The sequence below is a fragment of the Cupriavidus sp. WS genome (assembly GCF_000395345.1).
In the GTDB taxonomy this organism is placed as follows: domain Bacteria; phylum Pseudomonadota; class Gammaproteobacteria; order Burkholderiales; family Burkholderiaceae; genus Cupriavidus; species Cupriavidus basilensis_B.
Genome location: NZ_AQPL01000416.1, coordinates 1 through 22785 on the forward strand (window position 1 = coordinate 1; position 22785 = coordinate 22785).

Below are 22785 nucleotides of genomic sequence, written 5' to 3' on the forward strand. Positions count from 1 at the left end.
TCGAACCGATAACGGCAGCAGGCTAGCAGAACCGCAGGCCCCACCACGAAACCAGAAACACTAGAAATCCCAACGTTTCTGCCCCTGCCGGCCAGGCAGCCCGCTTTCTTTGCCTACTTTCTTTTCGGGGAAAAGAAAGTAGGTCGCTCCGGGGGAGCGAAAGCCTTTGACTTTGACTTTGACTTTGACGTTCAGCCGTTGACGTTAAGCAGTCGACTTCGAAGCTAAATAATTAAATTCAAAGCCTCTGAATATAAACCGCCAAGAAATCCAAAACTCCCCCAATCAAAAAAATCTACTGCCGACCATTCCGCCGATTATCCGGCCACGGAGTATTGTAATTAGTCCGAAACGGATTGATATCAAGCCCCCCCCGCCGCGTATACCGCGCATAAACCGCCAGCTTCACCGGCCTGCACTCCCGCATCACGTCAACAAAAATCCTCTCCACGCACTGCTCATGAAACTCGTTATGGTTGCGAAACGAGATCAGATACTTGAGCAGCCCTTCCTGGTTGATCGGTGCGCCGACATATCGGATCTGCACGCTGCCCCAGTCGGGCTGGCCGGTGACGAGGCAGTTCGACTTGAGCAGGTGCGACACCAGCGTTTCCTCGACCGGCGGCTCGTCCTGGTTCGCGTGCAGCAGGTGCGGCGCGGGTTCGTAGATGTCGGTCTCGATGTCGAGGCGGTCGAGCTGGATGCCGTCGAGTTCGCCCATCTTCTGGCTGCCGAGGTCGGCCTCGTTTACCAGGCGGACCTGCACGGTGCCGCCGGTGGCTTCGGAGAGGTCGTGGTGCAGCAGTTGCTGCACGGCCTCGGGCGAGGCGATCTTGCTCTGGTTGAACGAGTTCAGGTAGAGCTTGAACGACTTGGACTCGACGATGTTCGGCGTGTCGGCGGGAATGATGAAGCTGGCCAGCGCGACCTGCGGCTTGCCTTTCAGGTTCAGCCACGACAATTCGTAGGCGTTCCAGATGTCCACGCCGAAGAAGGGCAGGGCGCGGCCTTCGGCCAGGCCGATCTCGGTGCGCTTGGGCTGGCGCGGGATCGGGAACAGCAGCGTGGGATCGTATTCGGTCTTGTAGGCCGAGGGCTTGCCCAGCGGCGAGTGTTCGGGGAGGCTCATGGGGGCTCCGGGGCGGTGGGTTTTCTCCCTCTCCCGCCGGCGCGGGAGGGGGGAGGAAGACCTCGGCTATCGGTCAGGTGGCCGGGCGGTCCGGCGTTTCGGCAAATCAGGACAGGAACAGCTTGTACACCGGATTCTCCGTCTCTTCCCAGTGTACGTAGCCCAGCGTGGCGAGGAAGGCGCGGAACGCGCGTTTCTCGTTCTTGGGCACCTGGATGCCGACCAGGATGTTGGACGTGTCGCCGCCCTGGTTGCGGTAGTGGAACAGGCTGATGTTCCAGTTCGGGCTCATGCTGGAGAGGAAGCGCATCAGCGCGCCCGGGCGCTCGGGGAACTCGAAGCGGTACAGCAGTTCGTCGTGCGCGAGCGGCGAATGGCCGCCGACCATGTAGCGGATGTGCTGCTTGGCCAGTTCGTTGTTGGACAGGTCCACCGTCTCGAAGCCGTGGCGGCGGAAGCCCGCGGTGATCTTCTCGTTTTCCGCGCGGCTGCTGATCTGCACGCCGACGAAGATGTGCGCGGTGCTGTTGTCGGCGATGCGGTAGTTGAACTCGGTCACGTTGCGCGTGCCGACCTGTTCGCAGAAGCGGCGGAAGCTGCCGCGCTCCTCGGGGATGCTGACCGCGAACACGGCTTCGCGCGCCTCGCCCACCTCGGCGCGCTCGGCGACGAAGCGCAGGCGGTCGAAGTTCATGTTGGCGCCGCAGGCGATGGCCACCAGGTGCTGGCCCTTGAGCTTCTCGCGCTCGGCGTAGAGCTTGAGGCCGGCCACGGCCAGCGCGCCGGCCGGCTCGAGGATGCTGCGGGTGTCCTGGAACACGTCCTTGAGGCCGGCGCAGATCGCGTCGGTGTCCACCAGCACGATCTCGTCGACCAGCTCGCGCGTGATGCGGAAGGTTTCCTTGCCGACCAGCTTGACCGCGGTGCCGTCGGAGAACAGGCCCACTTCCTTGAGTTCCACGCGCTTGCCGGCGTCCACCGAGCGCTTCATCGCGTCGGAATCCACGGTCTGCACGCCGATCACCTTGATCTCCGGGCGCACCGCCTTGATGTAGGAGGCGATGCCGGAGATCAGCCCGCCGCCGCCGATGGCCACGAACACCGCGTGCAGCGGGCCCGGGTGCTGGCGCAGGATTTCCATCGCGATGGTGCCCTGGCCGGCGATCACGTCGGGGTCGTCGAACGGGTGGATGAAGGTCAGCTTGTGCTTCTTCTCCAGTTCCGCCGCGCGGTTGTAGGCGTCGCTGTAGGAGTCGCCGTGCAGCACGATCTGCACCCATTCGCCGCCGCGCTCGCGCACCGCGTCGATCTTCACCTGCGGGGTGGTGACGGGCATCGCGATGATCGCCTTGCATTGCAGGCGCGCCGCCGACAGCGCCACGCCCTGCGCATGGTTGCCGGCCGAGGCGGCGATCACGCCGCGCCGCAGTTCCTCGGGCGTGAGCGAGGCCATCTTGTTGTAGGCGCCGCGCAGCTTGAACGAGAACACCGGCTGGGTGTCCTCGCGCTTGAACCACACCGAGTTGCCGGTGCGCGCGGACAACTGCTGGGCAAAGGTGAGATCGGTTTCCTGCGCCACGTCATACACTTTGGTGGTCAGGATTTTTCTCAGGTAATCGGTTTTGCGGGTCATCGTGGACAGCCAGGGCAGGGATGGCGAAACCGTCAATGATAAAGGATGGCGCGCCGCCCGATGCCTGCGTCGGCACCCGGCGCGCGCGCAGCGCGGGCCGCGCAGCGCGCCGGGAGCAGGCTGGCGCACGTGCCCGGCGCCCGCACCGCGGCGGTGCAGGCGCCGGCGTGGTGCAGCCCGCGCGGCCGCGCACCATGTAGGACGGCGCCCGGTGGACGCTGTCAAAACACTCTGATACGGTGTAGCGCAATGCCTCCCTTGCCTCTCATCGAACCCGACACGGCGCTGTTCCTGGATTTCGACGGTACGCTGGCGGACCTCGCGCCCCGCCCTGACCTGGTACGGGTCGAACCGGAACTGGTGGGGACCCTGCGCGCGCTGCACCGCCACCTGGACGGCGCCGTGGCGCTGGTGTCCGGGCGGCCCATCGCCGAGCTCGACGACTTCCTCAAGCCCCTGCAACTGCCCGCGGCCGGCGTGCACGGCGCGGAACTGCGCGACGCCGGCGGCCGCCGCCTGCGCGAGCCCGATCCGGGCGTGCCGCTGCTGCTGCCGCCGCTGCAGGCGCTGGTGGCGGCGCACGCGGGGCTGCAGCTCGAGCGCAAGTCCGTCGCGGTCGCGGTCCATTACCGCGCCGCGCCCGAGCTGGAGGGGCTGGTGCGCGACTTCGCCGCGCGCCTGGCCGCCGGCGCGCCCGGCATCGAGGTCCTGCACGGCAAGATGGTGGTGGAGCTCAAGCCGGCCGGCATCGACAAGGGCGGCGCCATCGACACCTTCATGCGCGGCCCGCCGTTCGCGCGGCGCCGGCCGCTGTTCGCCGGCGACGACATCACCGACGAAGCCGGCTTCGCGGTGGTGCGCCGCCTCGGCGGCCTGGGCGTGCTGGTCGGCGAGCGGCCCAGCGCGGCCACCGTCAGCGTGGCCGGGCCGGCGGCGCTGCGCTGCTGGCTGCACCGCTCGGCCAAGGCGCTGGAAGTCATGGCGGCGGCCGGCAACATGCCCACGGCGCCCACGGCGCCCACGGCGCCTACAGCGCCCGCTTCGCACGCTTCGCCTACGCCGTCCGCGCCACCCGCCGAGTCCGCCCCCACATCCACGACGACGCCTTGAGGGAGAAATCGCTGTGAGCCAATCATCCACCGAGGACAGCCAGCCGCGTGCCGCCGGCGCCACCCGCCACCATGCCGATCCCTCGCTCTCGCTGGGCATGATCGGCAACTGCGCGATCTCCGCGCTGGTCGACGGGCGCGGCCGCTACGTCTGGTGCTGCCTGCCGCGCTTCGACGGCGATCCGGTCTTCAACGCGCTGCTCGACCCGGGCGAGAACGCCGGCCACTTCGCCATCGAGATCGAGGATTTCCAGGAAGCGCAGCAGTGGTACGAGCCGAACACCGCGGTGCTGCGCACGCGGCTGACGGACCGCCACAACAACTGCATGGAGATCACCGATTTCGCGCCGCGCTTCTTCCGCCTGGGCCGCTATTTCCGGCCGACCACGCTGATCCGGCGCATCCGCCCGGTGCGCGGCGCGCCGCGCGTGCGGGTGACGGTGGCGCCGCGCTTCGACTGGGGCCGCGTGGCGCCCGAGATCACGCGCGGCAGCAGCCACGTGCGTTACATCGGCGACGGCATGACGCTGCGCATGACCACCAACGCGCCGCTGACCTATGTGCTGTCGCGCACGCCTTTCCTGCTCACGCGCAGCCTCGACTTCATCCTCGGCCCCGACGAGACGCTGCAGGGCGGGGTGGAGGAGATCGCGCGCGACTTCGAGCAGGAGACCACCGCCTACTGGCGCCTGTGGAGCCGCCGCCTGGCGGTGCCGCGCGAATGGCAGGACGCGGTGATCCGCGCCGCCATCACGCTCAAGATGTCGCTGTTCGAGGAGACCGGCGCCATCGTCGCGGCCATGACCACCAGCATCCCGGAGGCGCCCGGCAGCGGCCGCAACTGGGACTACCGCTTCTGCTGGCTGCGCGACGCCTTCTTCGTGATCCGCGCGCTCAACAGCCTGTCCGAGGTGGGCACGATGGAGGACTACCTGCGCTGGCTGTCCAACGTGGTGATGCAGTCCAAGGACGGCCACATCCAGCCGCTGTACGGCATCGGCCTGGAGCTGGAGCTGCCCGAGAGCGTGCTCGATCACCTCTCCGGCTACCGCGGCATGGGGCCGGTGCGCGTGGGCAACCAGGCGCAGGAGCACTTCCAGCACGACGTGTACGGCAACGTGGTGCTGGGCGCGGCGCAGGCGTTCCACGACCACCGCCTGCTGCACCGGGGCGGCGCGGCCGAGTTCCGCGTGCTGGAGACCGTGGGCGAGCAGGCGGTGCGCGTGTTCGGCACGCCCGACGCCGGCATGTGGGAGCTGCGCACGCGCGCGCGCGTGCACACCTCGTCGGCGCTGATGAGCTGGGCCGCGTGCGACCGCCTGGCCAAGATCGGCGACGCGCTGCAGCTGGCGGGCCGCGCGGCGTACTGGCGCCGGCACGCGGACGTGATGAAGGAGCGCATCGTGCGCGAGTCGTGGAGCGAGGAGCGCCAGGCGTTCGCCGAGAGCTTCGGCGGGCGCGAGCTGGACGCCAGCGTGCTGCTGATGGCCGAGGTCGGCTTCATCGCGCCGCAGGACGAGCGCTTCATGTCCACGCTCCGGGCGATGGAAGCCTCGCTGTGCGACGGGCCCTACATGCGCCGCTACGAGGCGCCCGACGATTTCGGCAAGCCCGAGACGGCGTTCAACATCTGCACCTTCTGGCGCATCGACGCGCTCGCCCGCGTGGGGCGCCGCGAGGAGGCGCGCGAGATCTTCGAGGCCATGCTGGCGGCGCGCAATCCGCTCGGCCTGCTGTCCGAGGACACCCATCCCGTCACCGGCGAGATGTGGGGCAATTTCCCGCAGACGTATTCGATGGTGGGCCTGATCAATGGCGCCACGCGCTTGTCGGCACCGTGGGACGCGGTGATCTGAGCCGGCGGGCGGGCCGCGGCGCCGCACCACAAAGGAAGACATGGGCAGACTAGTTGCGGTATCCAACCGCGTGGCCGACCCCCGCAACATCGCCGCGGGCGGGCTGGCGGTGGCGCTGGGCGAGGCGCTCAAGGCCACCGGCGGCGTCTGGTTCGGCTGGAGCGGCAAGATCGTGGAGACCGCGCAGGGCGGCACGCCGGGCGAGGGCGAGCTGCACATCCAGCAGGCCGGCAACGTCACGCTGGCCACGGTGGACCTGTGCCGCGAGGACCACGACGCGTATTACCAGGGCTACAGCAACGGCGTGCTGTGGCCGGTGTTCCACTACCGCATCGACCTGGCGGATTTCGATTCGGCCCACCTCAACGTGTACCGCCGCGTCAACCAGCTGTTCGCGCGCAAGCTCGCGCCGCTGCTGCGCCCCGACGACGTGATCTGGATCCACGACTACCACCTGATCCCGCTGGCGTCGGAGCTGCGCGCGATGGGCTGCGGCCAGCGCATCGGCTTCTTCCTGCACATCCCGCTGCCGCCGCCGCTGATCCTGGCCGCGATCCCGCAGCACGAGTGGCTGATGCGCGCGCTGTTCGCCTATGACCTGATCGGCTTCCAGAGCCAGCTCGACCTCGAGCATTTCTCGCGCTACGTGCAGCGCGAGGCGCAGGCCGAGCCGATGGGCGACAACCGCTTCCGCGCGTTCCACCGCACCGTGCGCGCGCAGGCCTTCCCGATCGGCATCGACGTGGACGAGTTCGCCGCGCTGGGCCGGGGCGACGAATCGCGCGAGACCTACGAGATGATGCGCGGCCAGTACGCCACGCGCCGGCTGCTGCTGGGCATCGACCGCCTCGATTATTCCAAGGGCCTGCCGCAGCGCCTGAAGGCGGTGCGGCAACTGATGGCGCAGTACCCGGAGAACCGCCGCAGCGCCACGCTGATCCAGATCGCCGCGCCCTCGCGCGAGACCGTGGACGCCTACGCCGACCTGCGGCGCGAGATGGAGGGGCTGTCGGGCGCGATCAACGGCGAGTACGGCGAGCTGGACTGGATGCCGGTGCGCTACATCCACCGCACCACCGCGCGCCGCCGCCTGCCGGGGCTGTGCCGCGCGTGCCGCGTGGCGCTGGTGACGCCGCTGCGCGACGGCATGAACCTGGTGGCCAAGGAGTTCGTCGCCGCGCAGGACCCGGACGACCCCGGCGTGCTGGTGCTGTCGCGCTTCGCCGGCGCGGCCGAGCAGCTGCGCGAGGCGCTGCTGGTCAATCCCTACGACATCAACGCCACCGCGCAGGCGATCCAGCAGGCGCTGCACATGCCGCTGGCCGAGCGCCAGTCGCGCCACCAGAAGCTGCTCGAGCGCATCCGCGCGCAGGACGTGCACTGGTGGCGGCGCGAGTACCTGCGGACGCTCTCGGAGTCGGACGGCAACTGACGCGACGACCAGACGGCCGGACGGCAACCGACGGCGCCGGCGCGGCGGCTGCCGGGCGTTCAGCCCGCCAGGTCGCCGGCCACGTCCACGTCGCGGAAGGCGCCTTCGTCTTCGGTCGGGATGCGGATCACCGGCTGGCTTTTCAGCAGCGCGCGCGCGCCTTCGTCGCCGTCGAGCGCGAGCAGCGCCTCGCGCCAGGCCGCGCCGAACCCCACCGGATGCCCGCGCCGGCCGTCGCGCCACGGCGCGGCGATGGCCCCGGGCGCGGTGACGGCCAGCGCCACCGCGCGGATCAGCTCCGCGGACAGCCACGGCATGTCGGCCAGCGCCACCACCCAGCCGCGCGCGGCCGGCGTGGCGGCGATGGCCGCGGCCAGCGCGGCGCCCATGCCGGCCTCGGCGGCCGGGGCCTCGAGCACGCGGCAGCCGGCCGCGCGCAGCTCGTGCGCCAGCGCCGGGTGGTCCGGGCGGATCACGGCCAGCGCGCCGGGCAGCGTGGCGGCCAGCGTGCGCGCGCTGCGCCCGGCCACGGTGTGGCCGTCGGGCAGCCGGGCAAGCAGCTTGTTCTGCCGGCCGCTGGCGTCGAAGCGGCGGCCGTAGCCGGCCGCCAGCAGGATGCCGGTGGGCGGCCCGGCGGCATCGGGCGCCGCCCCGCTCACGAGTCGACGCCGCAGGAGCTGGCCGGGTCGGCGGCCAGTTCGCGCGCGGCCTTGGCGCCTTCGACCTGGAGGATGTCGGGCAGCGAGACGTGGTTCTTGGCGGCCACCACCTCGGCCAGGATCGAGATGGCGATCTCCGGCGGCGTGCGGCTGCCGATGTAGATGCCGACCGGGCCGTGCAGGCGCGCGAGCTGCAGGTCGTTGAGGTCGAATTCCTTGAGCCGCTCGCGGCGCGCCTGGTTGTTGCGGCGCGAGCCGAGCGCGCCCACGTAGAACGCGCGCGTGCGCAGCGCTTCCATCAGCGCGAGGTCGTCGAGCTTGGGGTCGTGGGTGAGGGCGATCACGGCGCTGCGCTCGTCGAGCTTCATCTCCATCACGGTGTCGTCCGGCATGGTGCGCACCATCGTCACGCCGGGGATGTCCCAGGTCTCGGTGTATTCCTCGCGCGGGTCGCACACCGTGACCTGGAAGCCCAGCCCGACCGCGATCTGGCACAGGTACTTCGACAACTGCCCGGCGCCGATCACCAGCATGCGGTAGCGCGGGCCGTGGATGGTGAGCAGCGTGCGGCCGTCGAAGGCCAGGCCGTCGGTGGCCTCGGCGTGGCCGAGCGTGGCGCGGCCGCTGGCCATGTCCAGCGAGCGCGCCACCAGCCGGCCTTCCTCCACCGCGGCCAGCAGCTCGGCCAGCCCGCTGGCGGGGCCGAGCGGCTCCGTCACCAGTTCGATGGTGCCGCCGCAGGGCAGGCCGAAGCGGTGCGCTTCCTCGGCGCTGATGCCGTACTTGACGGACTCGGGGCGCGCGCCGGCGATGCCCTCGCGCCGCACGCGGTCGATGAGGTCATCCTCGATGCAGCCGCCCGAGACCGAACCGACCACCAGGCCGTCGTCGCGCACCGCCAGCATGGCGCCTTCGGGCCGGGGCGACGAGCCCCAGGTCCTGACCACCGTCACCAATAGCGTGCGGTGGCCTTCTGCCATCCAGCGCACGCTGCTTTTCAGGACTTCGAGATCCACGCTGTCCATGATCGTTTCCGCTTCGATTCACCGTTCTGTTCACCGGGCGCGCCGCCGTCGACGGCCGGCGCCCCATCCGTGGCGGTATCGTCCGCCGTTGTTGTCTCCCCCTGCGCCTGGGCTTCTGCCTGCGCCTGCGGGTCGCCGCCCAGCGCCGCCGTGAAGCGGTCGAAGAAGGCGTCGGCCATCTTGCGCGCGGCCGCATCCACCAGCCGCGAGCCGATCTGCGCGATCTTGCCGCCGACCTGGGCGTTGACCGTGTAGGTCAGCAGCGTGTGCTCGCCTTCGGGCGCCAGCGTCACGTGCGCGCGGCCCTTGCCGAAGCCGGCCGTGCCGCCCTGTCCGTCGAACTGGATGGTGTAGCTGTCGGGCGCCTGGATGTCCTGCAAGGCCATGCGTCCCTTGAAGCGCGCCTTGACCGGGCCGACCGCCGCGGTCAGCGCCAGCAGGTAGGCGTCGCCGAGGTCGCCGTCAGGCTCGATGCTCTCACATCCCGGGATGCACTGCTTGAGCAGGGCCGTGTCGTTGAGGGCTGCCCAGGCGGCCTGCTGCGCCACCGGCAATTGCCTGGTCTGTGTCATTTCCATGATGGGGCGGTCTCCTTGTCTTGTCTGCCGGGTCTTGTCTGCAACGGGTGCGTGGCGGGCGGCGCGTGGCGCGGCTCGGCCAGCAGCGCCTCGAGCGCGAACAGGCTGTCCAGGTTGTGGGCCGGGCGCAGCGCGTCCACGTGGGGCAGGATGGCCTGCACGCCACGCGCGCGCGGCGTGAAGCCGGCGTAGCGCAGCAGCGGGTTGAGCCACAGGATGCGGTGGGCGAAGCGGCGCAGGCGCGCCATTTCGGTCTCCAGCAGGCCGATGTCCTCGTGGTCGAGGCCGTCCGTGACCAGCAGCACGGTGGCGCGCCCGGACAGCGTGCGGCGCGCCCACTGGCGGTTGAACGCGGCCAGCGCGGCGCCGATGCGGGTGCCGCCGGCCCAGTCGCGCACCTGGCCGGCGATGGCCTCGACCGCCTCGTCCGGGTCGCGCTCGCGCAGCGCGCGCGTGATGTTGGTCAGGCGGGTGCCGAACAGGAACACCGAGAGCCGCTCGCGCGACTGCATCAGCGCGTGGCAGAAGTACAGCACCGCGCGCGAGTACTGGCTCATCGAGCCGGAGATGTCGAGCAGCAGCACCAGCGGCGGGCGGCGCTCGGCCTGGCGGCGGAATTTCCAGCGCAGCCATTCGCCCTGCTGGCGCACCGCGAGCCTGGCGCTGGCGCGCAGGTCGGCGCGCGGCCCGCTGGCGGCGGCGCGCAGGCGGCGCGTGCGCTCGGTGGCCAGGCGCGCGTGGCGCGCGCGGATCATGTGCCGCAGTGCGCGCCATTCCTCGGCGCCGAGCGTCTCGAAATCGCGCTGCGCGAGCCGCTCCTGCGCCGAGAAGGTGAGCGGGGCGCCGAAGCGTTCCCCGGTTTCCTCGTTCTCCTTTTCGCGCCGGGCGGCCCGGGGCGGCTGCCGCGCGGCCAGCGCGTCGGCCAGGCGGTTGCCGCGCCGCGGCGGCGGCGTGCCCGCGTCCACGCGCGGCAGCAGCAGCGCGCGCAGCTTGCCTTCCCAGTCGGGGTCGCGCCAGAACAGGTCGAAGGCGGCGTCGAACAGGGGCCGCTGGTCGGGGCCGCCGACCATCAGCGCGGCCATCGCCGCGCGCACTTCGTCGCGCCGGCCGATGTCGACGTATTGCAGCGCGTCCAGCGTATCCGCCGCGTGCGCCGGCGACAGGCCGAAACCGGCGTCGCGCAGCAGCCGCACGAAGTGCGCGACGTTGCGCGCCAGCATGGGCAGGGCGCCGGCGGCGGGCGTGCCGGCGGGCGTGGCGTCGGGGTGCAGCCTCGGCATGGCTCAGCCTCCCGGCGCGCCGGCCAGCAGCTCGGCCACGGTGGGGCCGTCCACGCGGGCGAGGTCGTCCTGGTATTTCAGCAGCACGCCCAGCGTGTCGCGCACCGACTGCGGGTCGAGCTCGCTCACGCCGAGCGCGGCCAGCGCGCGGCACCAGTCGATGGCCTCGGCGATGCCGGGCGCCTTGAACAGGTCGATGCCGCGCAGCCCGTGCACGAAGCCGATGGCCGCGAGCTGCAGCGCGGCGGCGGCCTCGGGTGCGCGCGCGGCGACGATCTGCAATTCGCGCTCGCGCTGCGGATAGCCCATCCACTGGTACAGGCAGCGCCGCTTGAGCGCGTCGTGCACCTCGCGCGTGCGGTTGGACGTGACCACGATCAGCGGCGGCTGTTCGGCCTGCACCACGCCGATCTCGGGAATCGACACCTGGTATTCGGACAGCACTTCCAGCAGGAAGGCCTCGAACGGCTCGTCGGCGCGGTCGATCTCGTCGATCAGCAGCACGCGCGGCATGCCGGGCGCGGCCGGGTCGGGCAGCAGCGATTCGAGCAGCGGGCGCTTGAGCAGGAAATCGTCGTGGTAGAGCGACTGCGCCTCGGGCCGCTCGCCGCGCGCCTCGGCCAGGCGCAGCGCCATGATCTGGCGCGGGTAGTCCCATTCGTAGAGCGCGCTCGACGCGTCCAGCCCTTCGTAGCATTGCAGGCGCAGCAGCCGCGTGCCGAGCGCGCCGGCGATGGCGCGCGCCAGCGCGGTCTTGCCCACGCCGGGCTCGCCTTCGAGGAACAGCGGGCGCTGCATGCGCAGCGCCAGGTAGAGCACGGTGGCGGTCTCGCGGTCGGCGAAGTATTGCTGCGCCTCCAGCAGGGCGGCGGTGTGGTCGATGGAGGTGGGGAGCATGGTGTTGGGGGCGCGGAGCGAGGCGGTGGGTTTGCGTGGGCTTGGTGGTGCTGCAGGCGCTGGCCCTCTCCCCCAGCCGCTCTCCGGCGTGCGGGAGAGGGGAGAAAACCGACGGTGCCTGCATTGCTGTCGGCGTGCTCCCCTCTCCCACTTGTGGGAGAGGGGTTGGGGGAGAGGGCGGGCGCCCGCCAGTGTGAAAGTGCCCGCGCGGCGTCAGCCGCCGCCGGCCTGCTCCACCGCCCGCGCCGCCAGCACCGGGATCAGGTGCGCGCGGTACTCGGCCGACGCATGCAGGTCGGCATTCAGCCGGCCCGCGTCCACCGTGACCGCGCGCGCCGCCGCCGGCGTGAAGCTGGCCGACAGCGCCTGCTCCAGCGGCGCGCAGCGGAACACGCTGTCGGCCGCGCCGGTGACGGCCACGCGCACCGCGTTGCCGAAGCGCGCCACCATCACGCCGACCAGCGCGAAGCGCGAGGCCGGGTTGCGGAACTTGACGTAGGCGGCCTGCCCGGGGACGCGGAAGCGCACGGCGGCGATCAGCTCGTCGGGCTCCAGCGCCGTCTCGTAGAGGCCCTTGAAGAAGTTGTCGGCGGCGATGTTGCGGCGGTCGGTCACCACCGTGGCGTCGAGCGCGAGCACCGCGGCCGGGTAGCACGCGGCGGGGTCGTCGTTGGCCAGCGAGCCGCCGAGCGTGCCCATCGCGCGCACCTGGCGGTCGCCGATGCCGCCGGCCAGCGCGGCCAGCGCGGGAATCGCCCTGGCCACTTCCGCGCTGGCGGCGACGTCGGCGTGGCGCGCGGCCGCGCCGATCACCAGCTCGCCGTTGTCCATGCGGATGTCGGCCATGCCGGCGATGCGCGACACGTCGATCAGCGCCGACGGCGCCGCCAGCCGCAGCTTCATCGCGGCCAGCAGGCTCTGGCCGCCGCCGAGGAACTTGGCGTCGGGGTCGCGCTTGAGCGCGGCCACCGCGGCCCTGGCATCCGCGGCGCGTTCGAAATGGAATGCGTACATGGTCTGCCTCCGGTTCAGTTGGCGCCTTGCGCGTGGTGGTCCGCCTGCCGGATCGCCTGCCATACGCGGTGCGGGGTGGCGGGCATCTGGATGTCGCGCACGCCCAGCGGCGCGAGCGCATCGACCAGCGCGTTGATGAAGGCCGGCGGCGAGCCGATCGCGCCGGCCTCGCCGCAGCCCTTCACGCCGAGCGGGTTGTGCGTGCAGGGCGTGCCCTTGGCGGTCTCCACCGTGAAGTCCGGCAGGTCGGCGGCGCGCGGCATGGCGTAGTCCATGTAGGAGCCGGTCAGCAACTGGCCGCTGTCGTCGTCGTAGATGCACTGCTCCAGCATGGCCTGCCCGAGGCCCTGGCCGATGCCGCCGTGCACCTGGCCTTCGACGATCATCGGGTTGATGATGTTGCCGAAGTCGTCCACGGCGGTGAACTTGACCACCTGGCTCTCGCCGGTGTCGGGGTCCACCTCCACCTCGCACACGTAGGCGCCGGACGGGTAGGTGAAGTTGGTCGGATCGTAGAAGGCGTTCTCGTTGAGGCCCGGCTCGAGCTTGTCGAGCGGGTAGTTGTGCGGCACGTAGGCGGTCAGCGCGATCTCGCCGAAGGTCTTGCTGCGGTCGGTGCCGGCCACGCTGAACACGCCGTCCTTGAACTCGATGTCGGCGTCGGACGCTTCCAGCAGGTGGGCCGCGATCTTCTTGGCCTTGGCCTCGATCTTGTCGAGCGCCTTCATGATGGCCGAGCCGCCCACCGCCAGCGAGCGCGAGCCGTAGGTGCCCATGCCGAACGGCACGCGGCCGGTGTCGCCGTGCACGACCTCCACCGCGTCGAGCGCGATGCCGAGGCGGTCCGCCACCACCTGCGCGAAGGTGGTCTCGTGGCCCTGGCCGTGGCTGTGCGAGCCGGTGAACACGGTCACGGTGCCGGTCGGGTGGACGCGGATCTCGCCCACCTCGAACAGCCCCGCGCGCGCGCCCAGCGCGCCGGCGATGTTCGACGGCGCCAGCCCGCAGGCCTCGATGTAGCACGAGTAGCCCAGCCCGCGCAGCTTGCCGCGCTGCCTGGCCTCGTCGCGCCGCGCCGGGAAGCCCTTCACGTCGGCGAGCTCCTGCGCGCGCGCCAGGCACGGCTCGTAGTCGCCGGTGTCGTAGGTCAGGCCGACCGGCGTGGCGTAGGGGAAGTCGCGGATGAAGTTCTTGCGGCGCAGCTCGGCGGGGTCCATCTTCAGTTCGCGCGCGGCGGTCTCCACCAGCCGCTCGACCACGTAGGTGGCCTCCGGGCGGCCGGCGCCGCGGTAGGCGTCCACCGGCGCGGTGTTGGTGAACACCGCGCGCACCTCGGCGTAGATCGCCGGCGTGGCGTATTGCCCGGCCAGCAGCGTGGCGTAGAGGATGGTGGGCACGCTCGAGGAGAACGTGGACAGGTAGGCGCCCATGTTGGCCACCGTGTGCACGCGCATCGCCAGGAACCTGCCGTCGGCGTCGAGCGCCAGTTCGGCCTTGGTGACGTGGTCGCGCCCGTGCGCGTCGGTGAGGAAGGATTCCGAGCGTTCGGCGGTCCACTTGATCGGGCGCCGGACCTTCTTCGAGGCCCAGGTCAGCGCCACGTCCTCGGCGTACAGGAAGATCTTGGAGCCGAAGCCGCCGCCCACGTCCGGCGCGATGATGCGCAGCCGCGACTCGGGCAGGCCGAGCACGAAGGCGCCCATCAGCAGGCGTTCCACGTGCGGGTTCTGGTTGGCGACGTAGACGGTGTAGCTGTCGTCCTGCTTCGTGTAGCTGGCATTGACCGCGCGCGGCTCGATCGCGTTGGGGATCAGGCGGTTGTTGACGATCTCCAGCGTGGTCACGTGGGCGGCGCGCGCGAACGCGGCGTCGGTGGCGGCGCGGTCGCCGTGGCCCCACACGTAGCTGGTGTTCTCCGGCACGTCGTCGTGCACCAGCGTGGCGGTGCAGGCGGCCTGCGCGGTGTTGACCACGGCCGGCAGTTCTTCGTAGTCGACCTCGATCTTCTCGGCGGCGTCCCTGGCCTGCTGCAGGGTCTCGGCCACCACCAGCGCGACCTGGTCGCCCACGTGGCGGGCCTTGCCCTGCGCCAGCACCGGGTGCGGCGGCTCCTTCATCGGGCTGCCGTCGATGCTGTGGATCAGCCAGCCGCACGGCAGGCCGCCGACCTTGTCGGCGGCGATGTCGTCGCCGGTGAAGACGGCGATCACGCCGGGCGAGGCCAGCGCCTCGGCCTTGTCGATGGCGCGGATGCGCGCGTGCGCGTGCGGCGAGCGCACGAAGTAGCCGTAGCTTTGCTGCGGCAGCACGATGTCGTCGGTGTACTGGCCGTTGCCGGTCAGGAAGCGATAGTCTTCCTTGCGCCTGACCGGGGCGCCGATCAGGTGCTGGTGTTCGGGTGCGTTCATGGCGGGTCCCCTTACTCGGCGCTGGCGGTGGCGGCGCCAAGCATGGCGGCCTGGCCTTCCTGCACGGCGCGCACGATGTTGTGGTACCCGGTGCAGCGGCACAGGTTGCCGTCGAGCTGCTCGCGGATGGCGGCGGCGTCGGCCCCGGGCCGGGCCTGGACCAGGGCGGTGGCGCTCATCACCATGCCGGGCGTGCAGAAGCCGCACTGCAGGCCGTGGCAGTTGCGGAAGGCCTCCTGCATGGGGTGGAGCTGGCCTTCGGGGGCCAGCCCCTCGATGGTGGTGACGCGGGCGCCGTCCGCCTGCAGCGCCAGCAGGTTGCACGACTTGACCGCGCGGCCGTCCAGGTGCACGGTGCAGGCGCCGCACTGGGCGGTGTCGCAGCCGACGTGGGTGCCGGTGAGGCGAAGCTGGTCGCGCAGGAACTGGACGAGAAGGGTGTTGGGTTCTACCTGGGCCTCGACGGCGCGGCCGTTGACGGTCAGGCGGATAGGAATCGCCATGCTTGTCTCCATGTGGGTGGACACGTGCATGACCAGAGCCGCGAATCCCGACATGCTGCGCGGGACTGGCCACGACGCGTTACTGCCGTTTGGTGATGTTGCTGCTGACGGCTATTTCGTGATGTTGGTACTGCGGTGCTGCGGCTGCCTGTTGACGCTGCCTGTTGACGCTGCTGGTTGACGCTGTCCGCCGCGGCTGCCGGCCGATGCGGCCTGTCGCGATTCGCCGCAATCCGCGCCGCCGGTAAGATGCGTGCGGACGACGGCTGCTGGCGACCGCTGCGGACGACCCATGCAGACGACGCATGCGCGCGAACGTTTGCCCGCGGCCGGTTCTAACAGTTAATCACAAATCACCGGCGCCTGCCATGCGGGTTGCCCCCCTGGGGCGGCCCGCGCGGCGGCGCGGAACCACAGGACCACTTTTGCCAATGGAAGGCTTCATCGACTGGCTGTTCGGCACCATCGCCCTGCCCAAGGTGGGGCTGCCGGCGATCTTCGTGGTCAGCCTGGTGTCGGCCACGCTGCTGCCGCTCGGCTCGGAGCCGGCGGTGTTCGGCTACATCAAGCTCAACCCGCACATGTTCTGGCCGGCCATCGCCGTGGCCACGCTCGGCAACACCGCCGGCGGCGCCATCGACTGGTGGCTCGGCTACGCCGCCAAGCTGGCGCTGGTGCGCTACCGCAGGCGCCGCCAGCAGCGCGCGCACGAGCAGGAGCACGCCGGGCACCGGCTCCATCCGCGCCACGCGCGCAAGCCGGCGCTGGACCAGCGCTATTTCCGCTGGATGCGCCGGCTCGGGCCGCCGACCCTGCTGGCGTCGTGGCTGCCGGCCATTGGTGATCCTCTGTGCACTTTGGCGGGGTGGCTGCGGCTGCCGTTCGGGCCCAGCCTGGTTTACATGGCGATCGGCAAGTTTCTGCGCTACCTTGCCATGACCGTCGCGCTGCTGACGGTGCCGGACAGCTTCTGGCACGGTATTGGTGCGGGCCTGCGCAGCCTGTTCTAGCGCGCGCCGGCCGGGCGGCGGCCGCCAGGCGAGGCCCGGCGGGGGTTCCAGGGGGGTATTCCATTCCCGCATGCTGCGGTGCGGCGAAAGCAGGCGTTGAAGTACAATTGCCCTTTAAAGACGATCCGGCGCACCGTCCCCGTGCGCTACAGGTAGCGGTCCCTCCCCATGAACGCCCCACTCGTGCTCGATGCCAAACTCGCCGCGCAGGATGCCCAGCCGCGCCTGCGTGAGATCCCCTATAACTACACGTCTTTCTCGGACCGCGAGATCGTCATCCGGCTGCTGGGCGAGGAAGCCTGGCGCATCCTGCACGAGCTGCGCGGCGAGCGCCGCACCGGCCGCTCGGCGCGCATGCTGTACGAAGTGCTGGGCGACATCTGGGTGGTGCGCCGCAATCCCTACCTGCAGGACGACCTGCTCGAGAATCCCAAGCGCCGCCAGATGCTGGTGAGCGCGTTGCACCACCGCCTGTCCGAGGTGGAGAAGCGCAGCGCCGCCGACCGCGCCGAGCATGCCGAGCCGGCCGCCGAGGACCGCTCCCACCGCGTCGAGCAGCTGGTCAGCTTCGCCAAGCAGGCCATCGAGGACTTCAAGCAGGAGTTCGCCGACGCCTACGAGCTGCGCAAGCGCACCCAGCGCGTGCTGGGCCGCGTCACGCAGAAGGACAACATCAAGTTCGACGGCCTGTCGCGCGTCTCGCACGTGACCGACGCCACCGACTGGCGCGTGGAATACCCGTTCGTGGTGCTCACGCCGGACACCGAGGAAGAGATCGCCGGCATGGTCAAGGGCTGCTTCGAGCTGGGCCTGACCATCATCCCGCGCGGCGGCGGCACCGGCTACACCGGCGGTGCCGTGCCGCTCACGCCGATGAGCGCGGTCATCAACACCGAGAAGCTGGAGCAGCTCGGGCCGGTCGAGCAGAGCGACCTGCCGGGCGTGGCGCGCAAGGTCGCCACCATCTTCTCCGGCGCCGGCGTGGTGACGCGCCGCGTGGCCGACGCGGCCGACCGCGCCGGGCTGGTGTTCGCGGTCGACCCGACCTCGATCGACGCCTCGTGCATCGGCGGCAACGTGGCCATGAACGCCGGCGGCAAGAAGGCCGTGCTGTGGGGCACCGCGCTGGACAACCTGGCGTGGTGGCGCATGGTGGACCCGGAAGGCAACTGGCTCGAAGTCACCCGGCTGGACCACAACCTGGGCAAGATCCACGACGTGCCGGTGGCTTCGTTCGAGTTGAAGTGGTCGGACGGCAGCCGCGGCCCCGGCGAGAAGGTGCTGCGCACCGAGACGCTCGCCATCGAGGGCCGCAAGTTCCGCAAGGAAGGCCTGGGCAAGGACGTCACCGACAAGTTCCTGGCCGGCCTGCCCGGCATCCAGAAGGAAGGCTGCGACGGCATCATCACCAGCGCGCGCTGGATCCTGCACCGCATGCCGGCGCACGTGCGCACCGTGTGCCTGGAGTTCTTCGGCCAGGCGCGCGACGCGATTCCGAGCATCGTCGAGATCAAGGACTACCTGGACGTGGAGTCGCGCACGCCGGGCGGCGCCGTGCTGGCCGGCCTGGAGCATCTGGACGAGCGCTACCTGCGCGCGGTCGGCTACGCCACCAAGAGCAAGCGCAACGCCTTCCCGAAGATGGTGCTGATCGGCGACATCGTCGGCGACGACCAGGACGCGGTGGCGCGCGCCACCTCGGAAGTCATCCGCATGGCCAACGGCAAGAGCGGCGAGGGCTTCGTCGCGGTCAGCCCCGAGGCGCGCAAGAAATTCTGGCTGGACCGCTCGCGCACCGCCGCGATCGCCAGGCACACCAACGCCTTCAAGATCAACGAAGACGTGGTGATCCCGCTGCCGCGCATGGGCGAGTACACCGACGGCATCGAGCGCATCAACATCGAGCTGTCGATCAAGAACAAGCTCAAGCTGACCGACGCGCTGGAAGCGTTCTTCGCGCGCGGCAACCTGCCGCTGGGCCGCAGCGACGACGCCAACGAGATTCCCAGCGCCGAGCTGCTGGAAGACCGCGTGCAGCACGCGCTGCAGCTGCTGCGCGAGATCCGCTCGCGCTGGATCTACCTGCAGGACCACCTCGACACGCCGCTGGCCAGCGCGCGCGCCGCGCTGATCGGCCACGGCCTGGGCCTGCTCGGCCAGGCCTTCGAGGCGCGCCTGGCGCAGCAGCCGGACGCCACCGTGTTCCACCTGCTGCAGGACCGCACCATCCGCGTGTCGTGGAAGAACGAGCTGCGCGCCGAGCTGCGCAACATCTTCAACGGCGGCGAGTTCAAGCCGATCCTGGACGAGGCGCAGAAGATCCACAAGCAGGTGCTGCGCGGGCGCGTCTTCGTGGCGCTGCACATGCACGCCGGCGACGGCAACGTGCACACCAACATCCCGGTCAACTCCGACGACTACGACATGCTGCAGGACGCCCATCGCGCGGTGGCCCGCATCATGGCGCTGGCGCGCTCGCTCGACGGCGTGATCTCCGGCGAGCACGGCATCGGCATCACCAAGCTGGAATTCCTGACCGAGGACGAGATCGGCGAGTTCCGCCAGTACAAGCAGCGCGTGGACCCGCAGGGCCGCTTCAACAAGGGCAAGCTGCTGCCCGGCGCCGACCTGCGCAATGCGTACACGCCGTCGTTCGGGCTGATGGGGCACGAGTCCATCATCATGCAGCAGAGCGACATCGGCGCCATCGCCGACAGCGTCAAGGACTGCCTGCGCTGCGGCAAGTGCAAGCCGGTGTGCGCCACCCACGTGCCGCGCGCCAACCTGCTGTACAGCCCGCGCAACAAGATCCTGGCGACCTCGCTGCTGGTGGAGGCGTTCCTGTACGAGGAGCAGACCCGGCGCGGCATCTCGATCAAGCACTGGGACGAGTTCTCCGACGTGGCCGACCACTGCACGGTGTGCCACAAGTGCGTGACGCCGTGCCCGGTCAAGATCGACTTCGGCGACGTGTCGATGAACATGCGCAACCTGCTGCGCAAGATGGGGCAGAAGAAGTTCAACCCCGGCACCGCGGCGTCGATGTTCTTCCTCAACGCCACCAGCCCGCAGACCATCAACATGACCCGCAAGGTCATGATCGGCTGGGGCTACAAGGCGCAGCGCCTGGGCCACGACGTGCTCAGGAAGCTGGCGAAGAAGCAGACCGCGCACCCGCCCGCCACGGTGGGCCGCGCGCCGGTGCAGGAGCAGGTGATCCACTTCATCAACAAGAAGATGCCGGGCAACCTGCCCAAGAAGACCGCGCGCGCGCTGCTCGACATCGAGGACAACGAGATCGTGCCGATCATCCGCGACCCGAAGCGGACCTCGCCCGAGACCGAGGCGGTGTTCTACTTCCCGGGCTGCGGCTCCGAGCGGCTGTTCTCGCAGGTCGGCCTGGCCACGCAGGCCATGCTGTGGCACGTGGGCGTGCAGACCGTGCTGCCGCCGGGCTACCTGTGCTGCGGTTATCCGCAGCGCGGCAACGGCCAGTTCGACAAGGCCGAGAAGATCGTCACCGACAACCGCGTGCTGTTCCACCGCGTGGCCAACACGCTCAACTACCTCGACATCAAGACCGTGGTGGTGAGCTGCGGCACCTGCTACGACCAGCTGGCCGGCTATGAATTCGACAAGATCTTCCCGGGCTGCCGCATCATCGACATCCACGAATACCTGCTGGAGAAGGGCGTCAAGCTCGAAGGCGTGACCGGCACGCGCTACATGTACCACGACCCGTGCCACACGCCGATCAAGACGATGGACCCGACCAAGCTCGTCAACGCGCTGATGGGCGGCAACGAGGGCGGCGGCAAGATCGAGAAGAACGAGCGCTGCTGCGGCGAGTCGGGCACGCTGGCGGTGAGCCGCCCGGACGTGTCCACGCAGATCCGCTTCCGCAAGGAAGAGGAGATGACCCGGGGCGCGGACAAGCTGCGCGCCGACGGCTTCGGCGGCGACGTCAAGATCCTGACCAGCTGCCCGTCGTGCCTGCAGGGCTTGTCGCGCTACAAGGAAGACGCCACGGTGCAGGCCGACTACATCGTGGTCGAGATGGCCAGGCACCTGCTGGGCCAGGACTGGATGCCCGAGTACGTGGCCCGCGCCAACGCCGGCGGCATCGAGCGGGTGCTGGTGTGATGGCGGCGAGCGCCGCGGGCGCCGGCAGGCGGTCGGTTCGCGCCCCTCTCCCGCGGCGGGGGAAGGGAGCAGGACGCCGGCATCGCGGAGGCATCGCGGCATGAGCATCGTCCCCGACTGCCCCCTCTGCGAAACCGACGGCGGCGAGCTGGTCTGGCGCGGCGAGCGCGCCCGCATCATCCTGGTCGAGCACGCGCGCTTCCCCGGCTTCTGCCGCGTGGTCTGGAACGGCCACGTGGCCGAGCAGACCGACCTGCCCGACGACGACCAGGCCTGGCTGATGCGGCTGGTGGCGCGCGTCGAGCGCGTCGTGCGCGAGGTGATGACGCCCGACAAGGTCAACCTCGCCGCCTTCGGCAACATGGTGCCGCACCTGCACTGGCATGTCATTCCGCGCTATCGCTGGGACACGCATTTCCCGGAAGCCGTGTGGGCCGCGCCGCAGCGCGAGGCCGACGCGGCGCGGGTGGCGGAACTGGCGTCGCGGCTGCCGGTGCTGCGCGACGCGCTGGCGCACATCGGGGAGATGGGCTAGGCGTGTCCACGCCATGCCGGCGCGCCGCGTTGTAGTGGCTGGGGAACCCGGCACGCGCTGCCGGCTTCTAAGAGGCTAATATCTTCCACGAGCGCAGGCCGACGGCCGTGCGTGACCTGCTTGCGCGAAAGGTGCCATGTCCACACCGACTTCCGTTACCGTACCCGGCCCGGCCGTGCCGGCCCGTGCCCTCAAGATCCAGAGCCGCCTGCGCGTGGCCGAGACCTGGGCGCTGATCAAGCCCTACTGGAAGTCCGAGGACCGCAAGGCCGGGCTCGGGCTGCTGGCCTTCGTGGTGGCGCTCAATCTCGGCATCGTCTACATCAACGTGCTGCTCAACGAGTGGAACCGGGTGTTCTACAACGCGCTGGAGCAGCATGACTACACCTCCTTCAAGGCGCTGCTGATCCGCTTTTCGTGGATCGCCGGCTTCTTCATCGTGGCGGCCATCTCGCGGCAGTACTACACCATGATGCTGCAGATGCGCTGGCGCACCTGGATGACCGGCCAGTTCATGGACCACTGGCTCAGCCACCAGGCCTACTACCGCATCGAGCAGACCCACGCCACCGACAACCCCGACCAGCGGCTGGCCGACGACCTGCGCTCGTTTACCGACGGCGCGCTGTCGCTTTCGCTCGGGCTGCTCAATTCGGTGGTCACGCTGCTGTCCTTCGTCGGCATCCTGTGGGCGGTGTCGGGGCCGATCAGCTTTGCGCTGGGCGGCACCACGCTCACCATTCCCGGCTACATGGTGTGGTTCGCGGTCGGCTACGCGGTGATCGGCTCGCTGATCGCCCACATGGTGGGGCGCCCGCTGATCGGCCTGAACTTCCAGCAGGAGCAATACGAGGCGGATTTCCGCTTCACGCTGGTGCGCCTGCGCGAGAACAGCGAGCCGGTGGCGCTGTACCGCGGCGAGCCGACCGAGCAGGCCGGCCTGCGCTCGCGCTTCGACCGCATCCGCGCCAACTGGAACCAGCTGATGCGCTATACGCGGCGGCTGACCTTCGTCAATTCCGGCTACAGCCAGTTCGCCATCATCTTCCCGCTGATCGTGGCGGCGCCGCGCTACTTCGCCGGCAAGATGACGCTGGGCGGGCTGATGCAGATGAGCTCCGCGTTCGGCCAGGTGCAGGGCGCGCTGTCGTGGTTCGTCGACAGCTATGCCACGCTGGTGGGCTGGAAGGCCGCGGCCAACCGGCTGATCGACTTCGGCGACGCCATCCGCGTGGCCGAGCGCCAGGACCGGGAGCACACCGGCGTGCGCGACATCGAGGTGGACCAGGCCGACGGCGCGGCCATCCGCATCGACACGCTGGCGCTGGCGCTGCCGGTGCGCACCGGCAACCGCGGCGAGATCCGGCAGCGCCCGCTGGTGGCGCCGTTCTCGCTGCAGATCGCGCCGGGCGAGCGCTGGCTGGTGAGCGGCCCGTCCGGCTGCGGCAAGAGCGTGCTGTTCCGCGCGCTGGCCGGCATCTGGCCCTACGGCAGCGGCACGGTGTCGATGCCGCGCGCGGCGCGCATGCTGTTCCTGCCTCAGCGCAGCTACCTGCCGATCGGCTCGCTGGCCG

At 70.1% G+C, this 22785-nt stretch carries 18 protein-coding genes; 8 read left to right on the forward strand and 10 right to left on the reverse strand.

What is annotated here, in order from left to right:
- Nucleotides 1–295: 295 nt before the first annotated feature.
- A complete protein-coding gene (queF, locus tag K206_RS0128970) occupies nt 296–1129 on the reverse strand; it encodes an NADPH-dependent 7-cyano-7-deazaguanine reductase QueF (RefSeq protein WP_020205857.1) in 834 nt (277 codons plus the stop codon).
- A gap of 106 nt (nt 1130–1235) precedes the next feature.
- Nucleotides 1236–2762 (reverse strand): threonine ammonia-lyase, biosynthetic, encoded by a 1527-nt coding sequence (gene ilvA, locus K206_RS0128975; protein WP_020205858.1) that lies wholly within the window; start codon nt 2760–2762, stop codon nt 1236–1238.
- Between the two features lie 249 nt (nt 2763–3011).
- Between ilvA and otsB the strand changes: the two genes are divergently transcribed.
- From otsB to otsA, 3 genes are all read left to right on the forward strand, one after another.
- Nucleotides 3012–3872: a trehalose-phosphatase gene (otsB, locus tag K206_RS39615; RefSeq protein ID WP_043367217.1), complete on the forward strand. Its 861-nt coding sequence runs from the start codon at nt 3012–3014 to the stop codon at nt 3870–3872.
- 97 nt (nt 3873–3969) lie between these two features.
- Nucleotides 3970–5727 (forward strand): glycoside hydrolase family 15 protein, encoded by a 1758-nt coding sequence (locus tag K206_RS0128985; protein WP_052166018.1) that lies wholly within the window; start codon nt 3970–3972, stop codon nt 5725–5727.
- A 40-nt stretch (nt 5728–5767) separates the two neighbouring features.
- Nucleotides 5768–7159 (forward strand): alpha,alpha-trehalose-phosphate synthase (UDP-forming), encoded by a 1392-nt coding sequence (gene otsA / locus K206_RS0128990; RefSeq protein WP_029044212.1) that lies wholly within the window; start codon nt 5768–5770, stop codon nt 7157–7159.
- 59 nt (nt 7160–7218) lie between these two features.
- Here otsA and K206_RS0128995 read toward each other — a convergent pair whose 3' ends face one another.
- From K206_RS0128995 to K206_RS0129030, 8 genes are all read right to left on the reverse strand, one after another.
- Nucleotides 7219–7818 (reverse strand): NTP transferase domain-containing protein, encoded by a 600-nt coding sequence (locus K206_RS0128995; RefSeq protein WP_020205862.1) that lies wholly within the window; start codon nt 7816–7818, stop codon nt 7219–7221.
- Nucleotides 7815–8843, reverse strand: coding sequence for an XdhC family protein (locus K206_RS0129000; RefSeq protein ID WP_020205863.1), 1029 nt, complete (start codon nt 8841–8843; stop codon nt 7815–7817). The genes K206_RS0128995 and K206_RS0129000 overlap by 4 nt, the downstream gene beginning before the upstream one ends.
- Complete coding sequence (locus K206_RS0129005; protein ID WP_029044213.1) at nt 8816–9421, reverse strand: CoxG family protein; 606 nt, start codon at nt 9419–9421, stop codon at nt 8816–8818. Before K206_RS0129005 ends, K206_RS0129000 begins: the two co-directional genes overlap by 28 nt.
- On the reverse strand, nt 9412–10701 hold the full coding sequence (locus K206_RS0129010; protein ID WP_020205865.1) for a VWA domain-containing protein: 1290 nt from the start codon (nt 10699–10701) through the stop codon (nt 9412–9414). Before K206_RS0129010 ends, K206_RS0129005 begins: the two co-directional genes overlap by 10 nt.
- A gap of 3 nt (nt 10702–10704) precedes the next feature.
- On the reverse strand, nt 10705–11598 hold the full coding sequence (locus K206_RS0129015; RefSeq protein WP_020205866.1) for a MoxR family ATPase: 894 nt from the start codon (nt 11596–11598) through the stop codon (nt 10705–10707).
- A gap of 213 nt (nt 11599–11811) precedes the next feature.
- Complete coding sequence (locus tag K206_RS0129020; protein WP_020205867.1) at nt 11812–12612, reverse strand: xanthine dehydrogenase family protein subunit M; 801 nt, start codon at nt 12610–12612, stop codon at nt 11812–11814.
- A gap of 14 nt (nt 12613–12626) precedes the next feature.
- Nucleotides 12627–15020 (reverse strand): xanthine dehydrogenase family protein molybdopterin-binding subunit, encoded by a 2394-nt coding sequence (locus tag K206_RS0129025; RefSeq protein WP_020205868.1) that lies wholly within the window; start codon nt 15018–15020, stop codon nt 12627–12629.
- An 11-nt stretch (nt 15021–15031) separates the two neighbouring features.
- On the reverse strand, nt 15032–15523 hold the full coding sequence (locus K206_RS0129030) for a (2Fe-2S)-binding protein (protein ID WP_020205869.1): 492 nt from the start codon (nt 15521–15523) through the stop codon (nt 15032–15034).
- Between K206_RS0129030 and K206_RS0129035 the strand changes: the two genes are divergently transcribed.
- The 5 genes from K206_RS0129035 to K206_RS0129055 form a co-directional block, all read left to right on the forward strand.
- Nucleotides 15522–15704, forward strand: coding sequence for a hypothetical protein (locus tag K206_RS0129035; protein ID WP_020205870.1), 183 nt, complete (start codon nt 15522–15524; stop codon nt 15702–15704). The genes K206_RS0129030 and K206_RS0129035 overlap by 2 nt on opposite strands.
- Before the next feature lie 250 nt (nt 15705–15954).
- Nucleotides 15955–16533 (forward strand): YqaA family protein, encoded by a 579-nt coding sequence (locus K206_RS0129040; protein ID WP_020205871.1) that lies wholly within the window; start codon nt 15955–15957, stop codon nt 16531–16533.
- A 168-nt stretch (nt 16534–16701) separates the two neighbouring features.
- Nucleotides 16702–20676: an FAD/FMN-binding oxidoreductase gene (locus K206_RS0129045; protein WP_029044214.1), complete on the forward strand. Its 3975-nt coding sequence runs from the start codon at nt 16702–16704 to the stop codon at nt 20674–20676.
- Between the two features lie 100 nt (nt 20677–20776).
- Nucleotides 20777–21211 (forward strand): HIT family protein, encoded by a 435-nt coding sequence (locus K206_RS0129050; RefSeq protein WP_020205873.1) that lies wholly within the window; start codon nt 20777–20779, stop codon nt 21209–21211.
- A gap of 136 nt (nt 21212–21347) precedes the next feature.
- A partial coding sequence (locus K206_RS0129055; RefSeq protein WP_043367220.1) for an ABC transporter ATP-binding protein/permease occupies nt 21348–22785 on the forward strand: 1438 nt, incomplete at its 3' end.

Bases quoted from the DNA above. Each gene is read 5' to 3' on its own strand.
- queF (WP_020205857.1), bottom strand. From the start codon at position 1,129: ATGAGCCTCCCCGAACACTCGCCGCTGGGCAAGCCCTCGGCCTACAAG.
- ilvA (WP_020205858.1), bottom strand. From the start codon at position 2,762: ATGACCCGCAAAACCGATTACCTGAGAAAAATCCTGACCACCAAAGTG.
- otsB (WP_043367217.1), top strand. From the start codon at position 3,012: ATGCCTCCCTTGCCTCTCATCGAACCCGACACGGCGCTGTTCCTGGAT.
- K206_RS0128985 (WP_052166018.1), top strand. From the start codon at position 3,970: ATGATCGGCAACTGCGCGATCTCCGCGCTGGTCGACGGGCGCGGCCGC.
- otsA (WP_029044212.1), top strand. From the start codon at position 5,768: ATGGGCAGACTAGTTGCGGTATCCAACCGCGTGGCCGACCCCCGCAAC.
- K206_RS0129000 (WP_020205863.1), bottom strand. From the start codon at position 8,843: ATGGACAGCGTGGATCTCGAAGTCCTGAAAAGCAGCGTGCGCTGGATG.
- K206_RS0129005 (WP_029044213.1), bottom strand. From the start codon at position 9,421: ATGGAAATGACACAGACCAGGCAATTGCCGGTGGCGCAGCAGGCCGCC.
- K206_RS0129010 (WP_020205865.1), bottom strand. From the start codon at position 10,701: ATGCCGAGGCTGCACCCCGACGCCACGCCCGCCGGCACGCCCGCCGCC.
- K206_RS0129015 (WP_020205866.1), bottom strand. From the start codon at position 11,598: ATGCTCCCCACCTCCATCGACCACACCGCCGCCCTGCTGGAGGCGCAG.
- K206_RS0129020 (WP_020205867.1), bottom strand. From the start codon at position 12,612: ATGTACGCATTCCATTTCGAACGCGCCGCGGATGCCAGGGCCGCGGTG.
- K206_RS0129025 (WP_020205868.1), bottom strand. From the start codon at position 15,020: ATGAACGCACCCGAACACCAGCACCTGATCGGCGCCCCGGTCAGGCGC.
- K206_RS0129035 (WP_020205870.1), top strand. From the start codon at position 15,522: ATGCTTGTCTCCATGTGGGTGGACACGTGCATGACCAGAGCCGCGAAT.
- K206_RS0129030 (WP_020205869.1), bottom strand. From the start codon at position 15,523: ATGGCGATTCCTATCCGCCTGACCGTCAACGGCCGCGCCGTCGAGGCC.
- K206_RS0129040 (WP_020205871.1), top strand. From the start codon at position 15,955: ATGGAAGGCTTCATCGACTGGCTGTTCGGCACCATCGCCCTGCCCAAG.
- K206_RS0129045 (WP_029044214.1), top strand. From the start codon at position 16,702: ATGAACGCCCCACTCGTGCTCGATGCCAAACTCGCCGCGCAGGATGCC.
- K206_RS0129050 (WP_020205873.1), top strand. From the start codon at position 20,777: ATGAGCATCGTCCCCGACTGCCCCCTCTGCGAAACCGACGGCGGCGAG.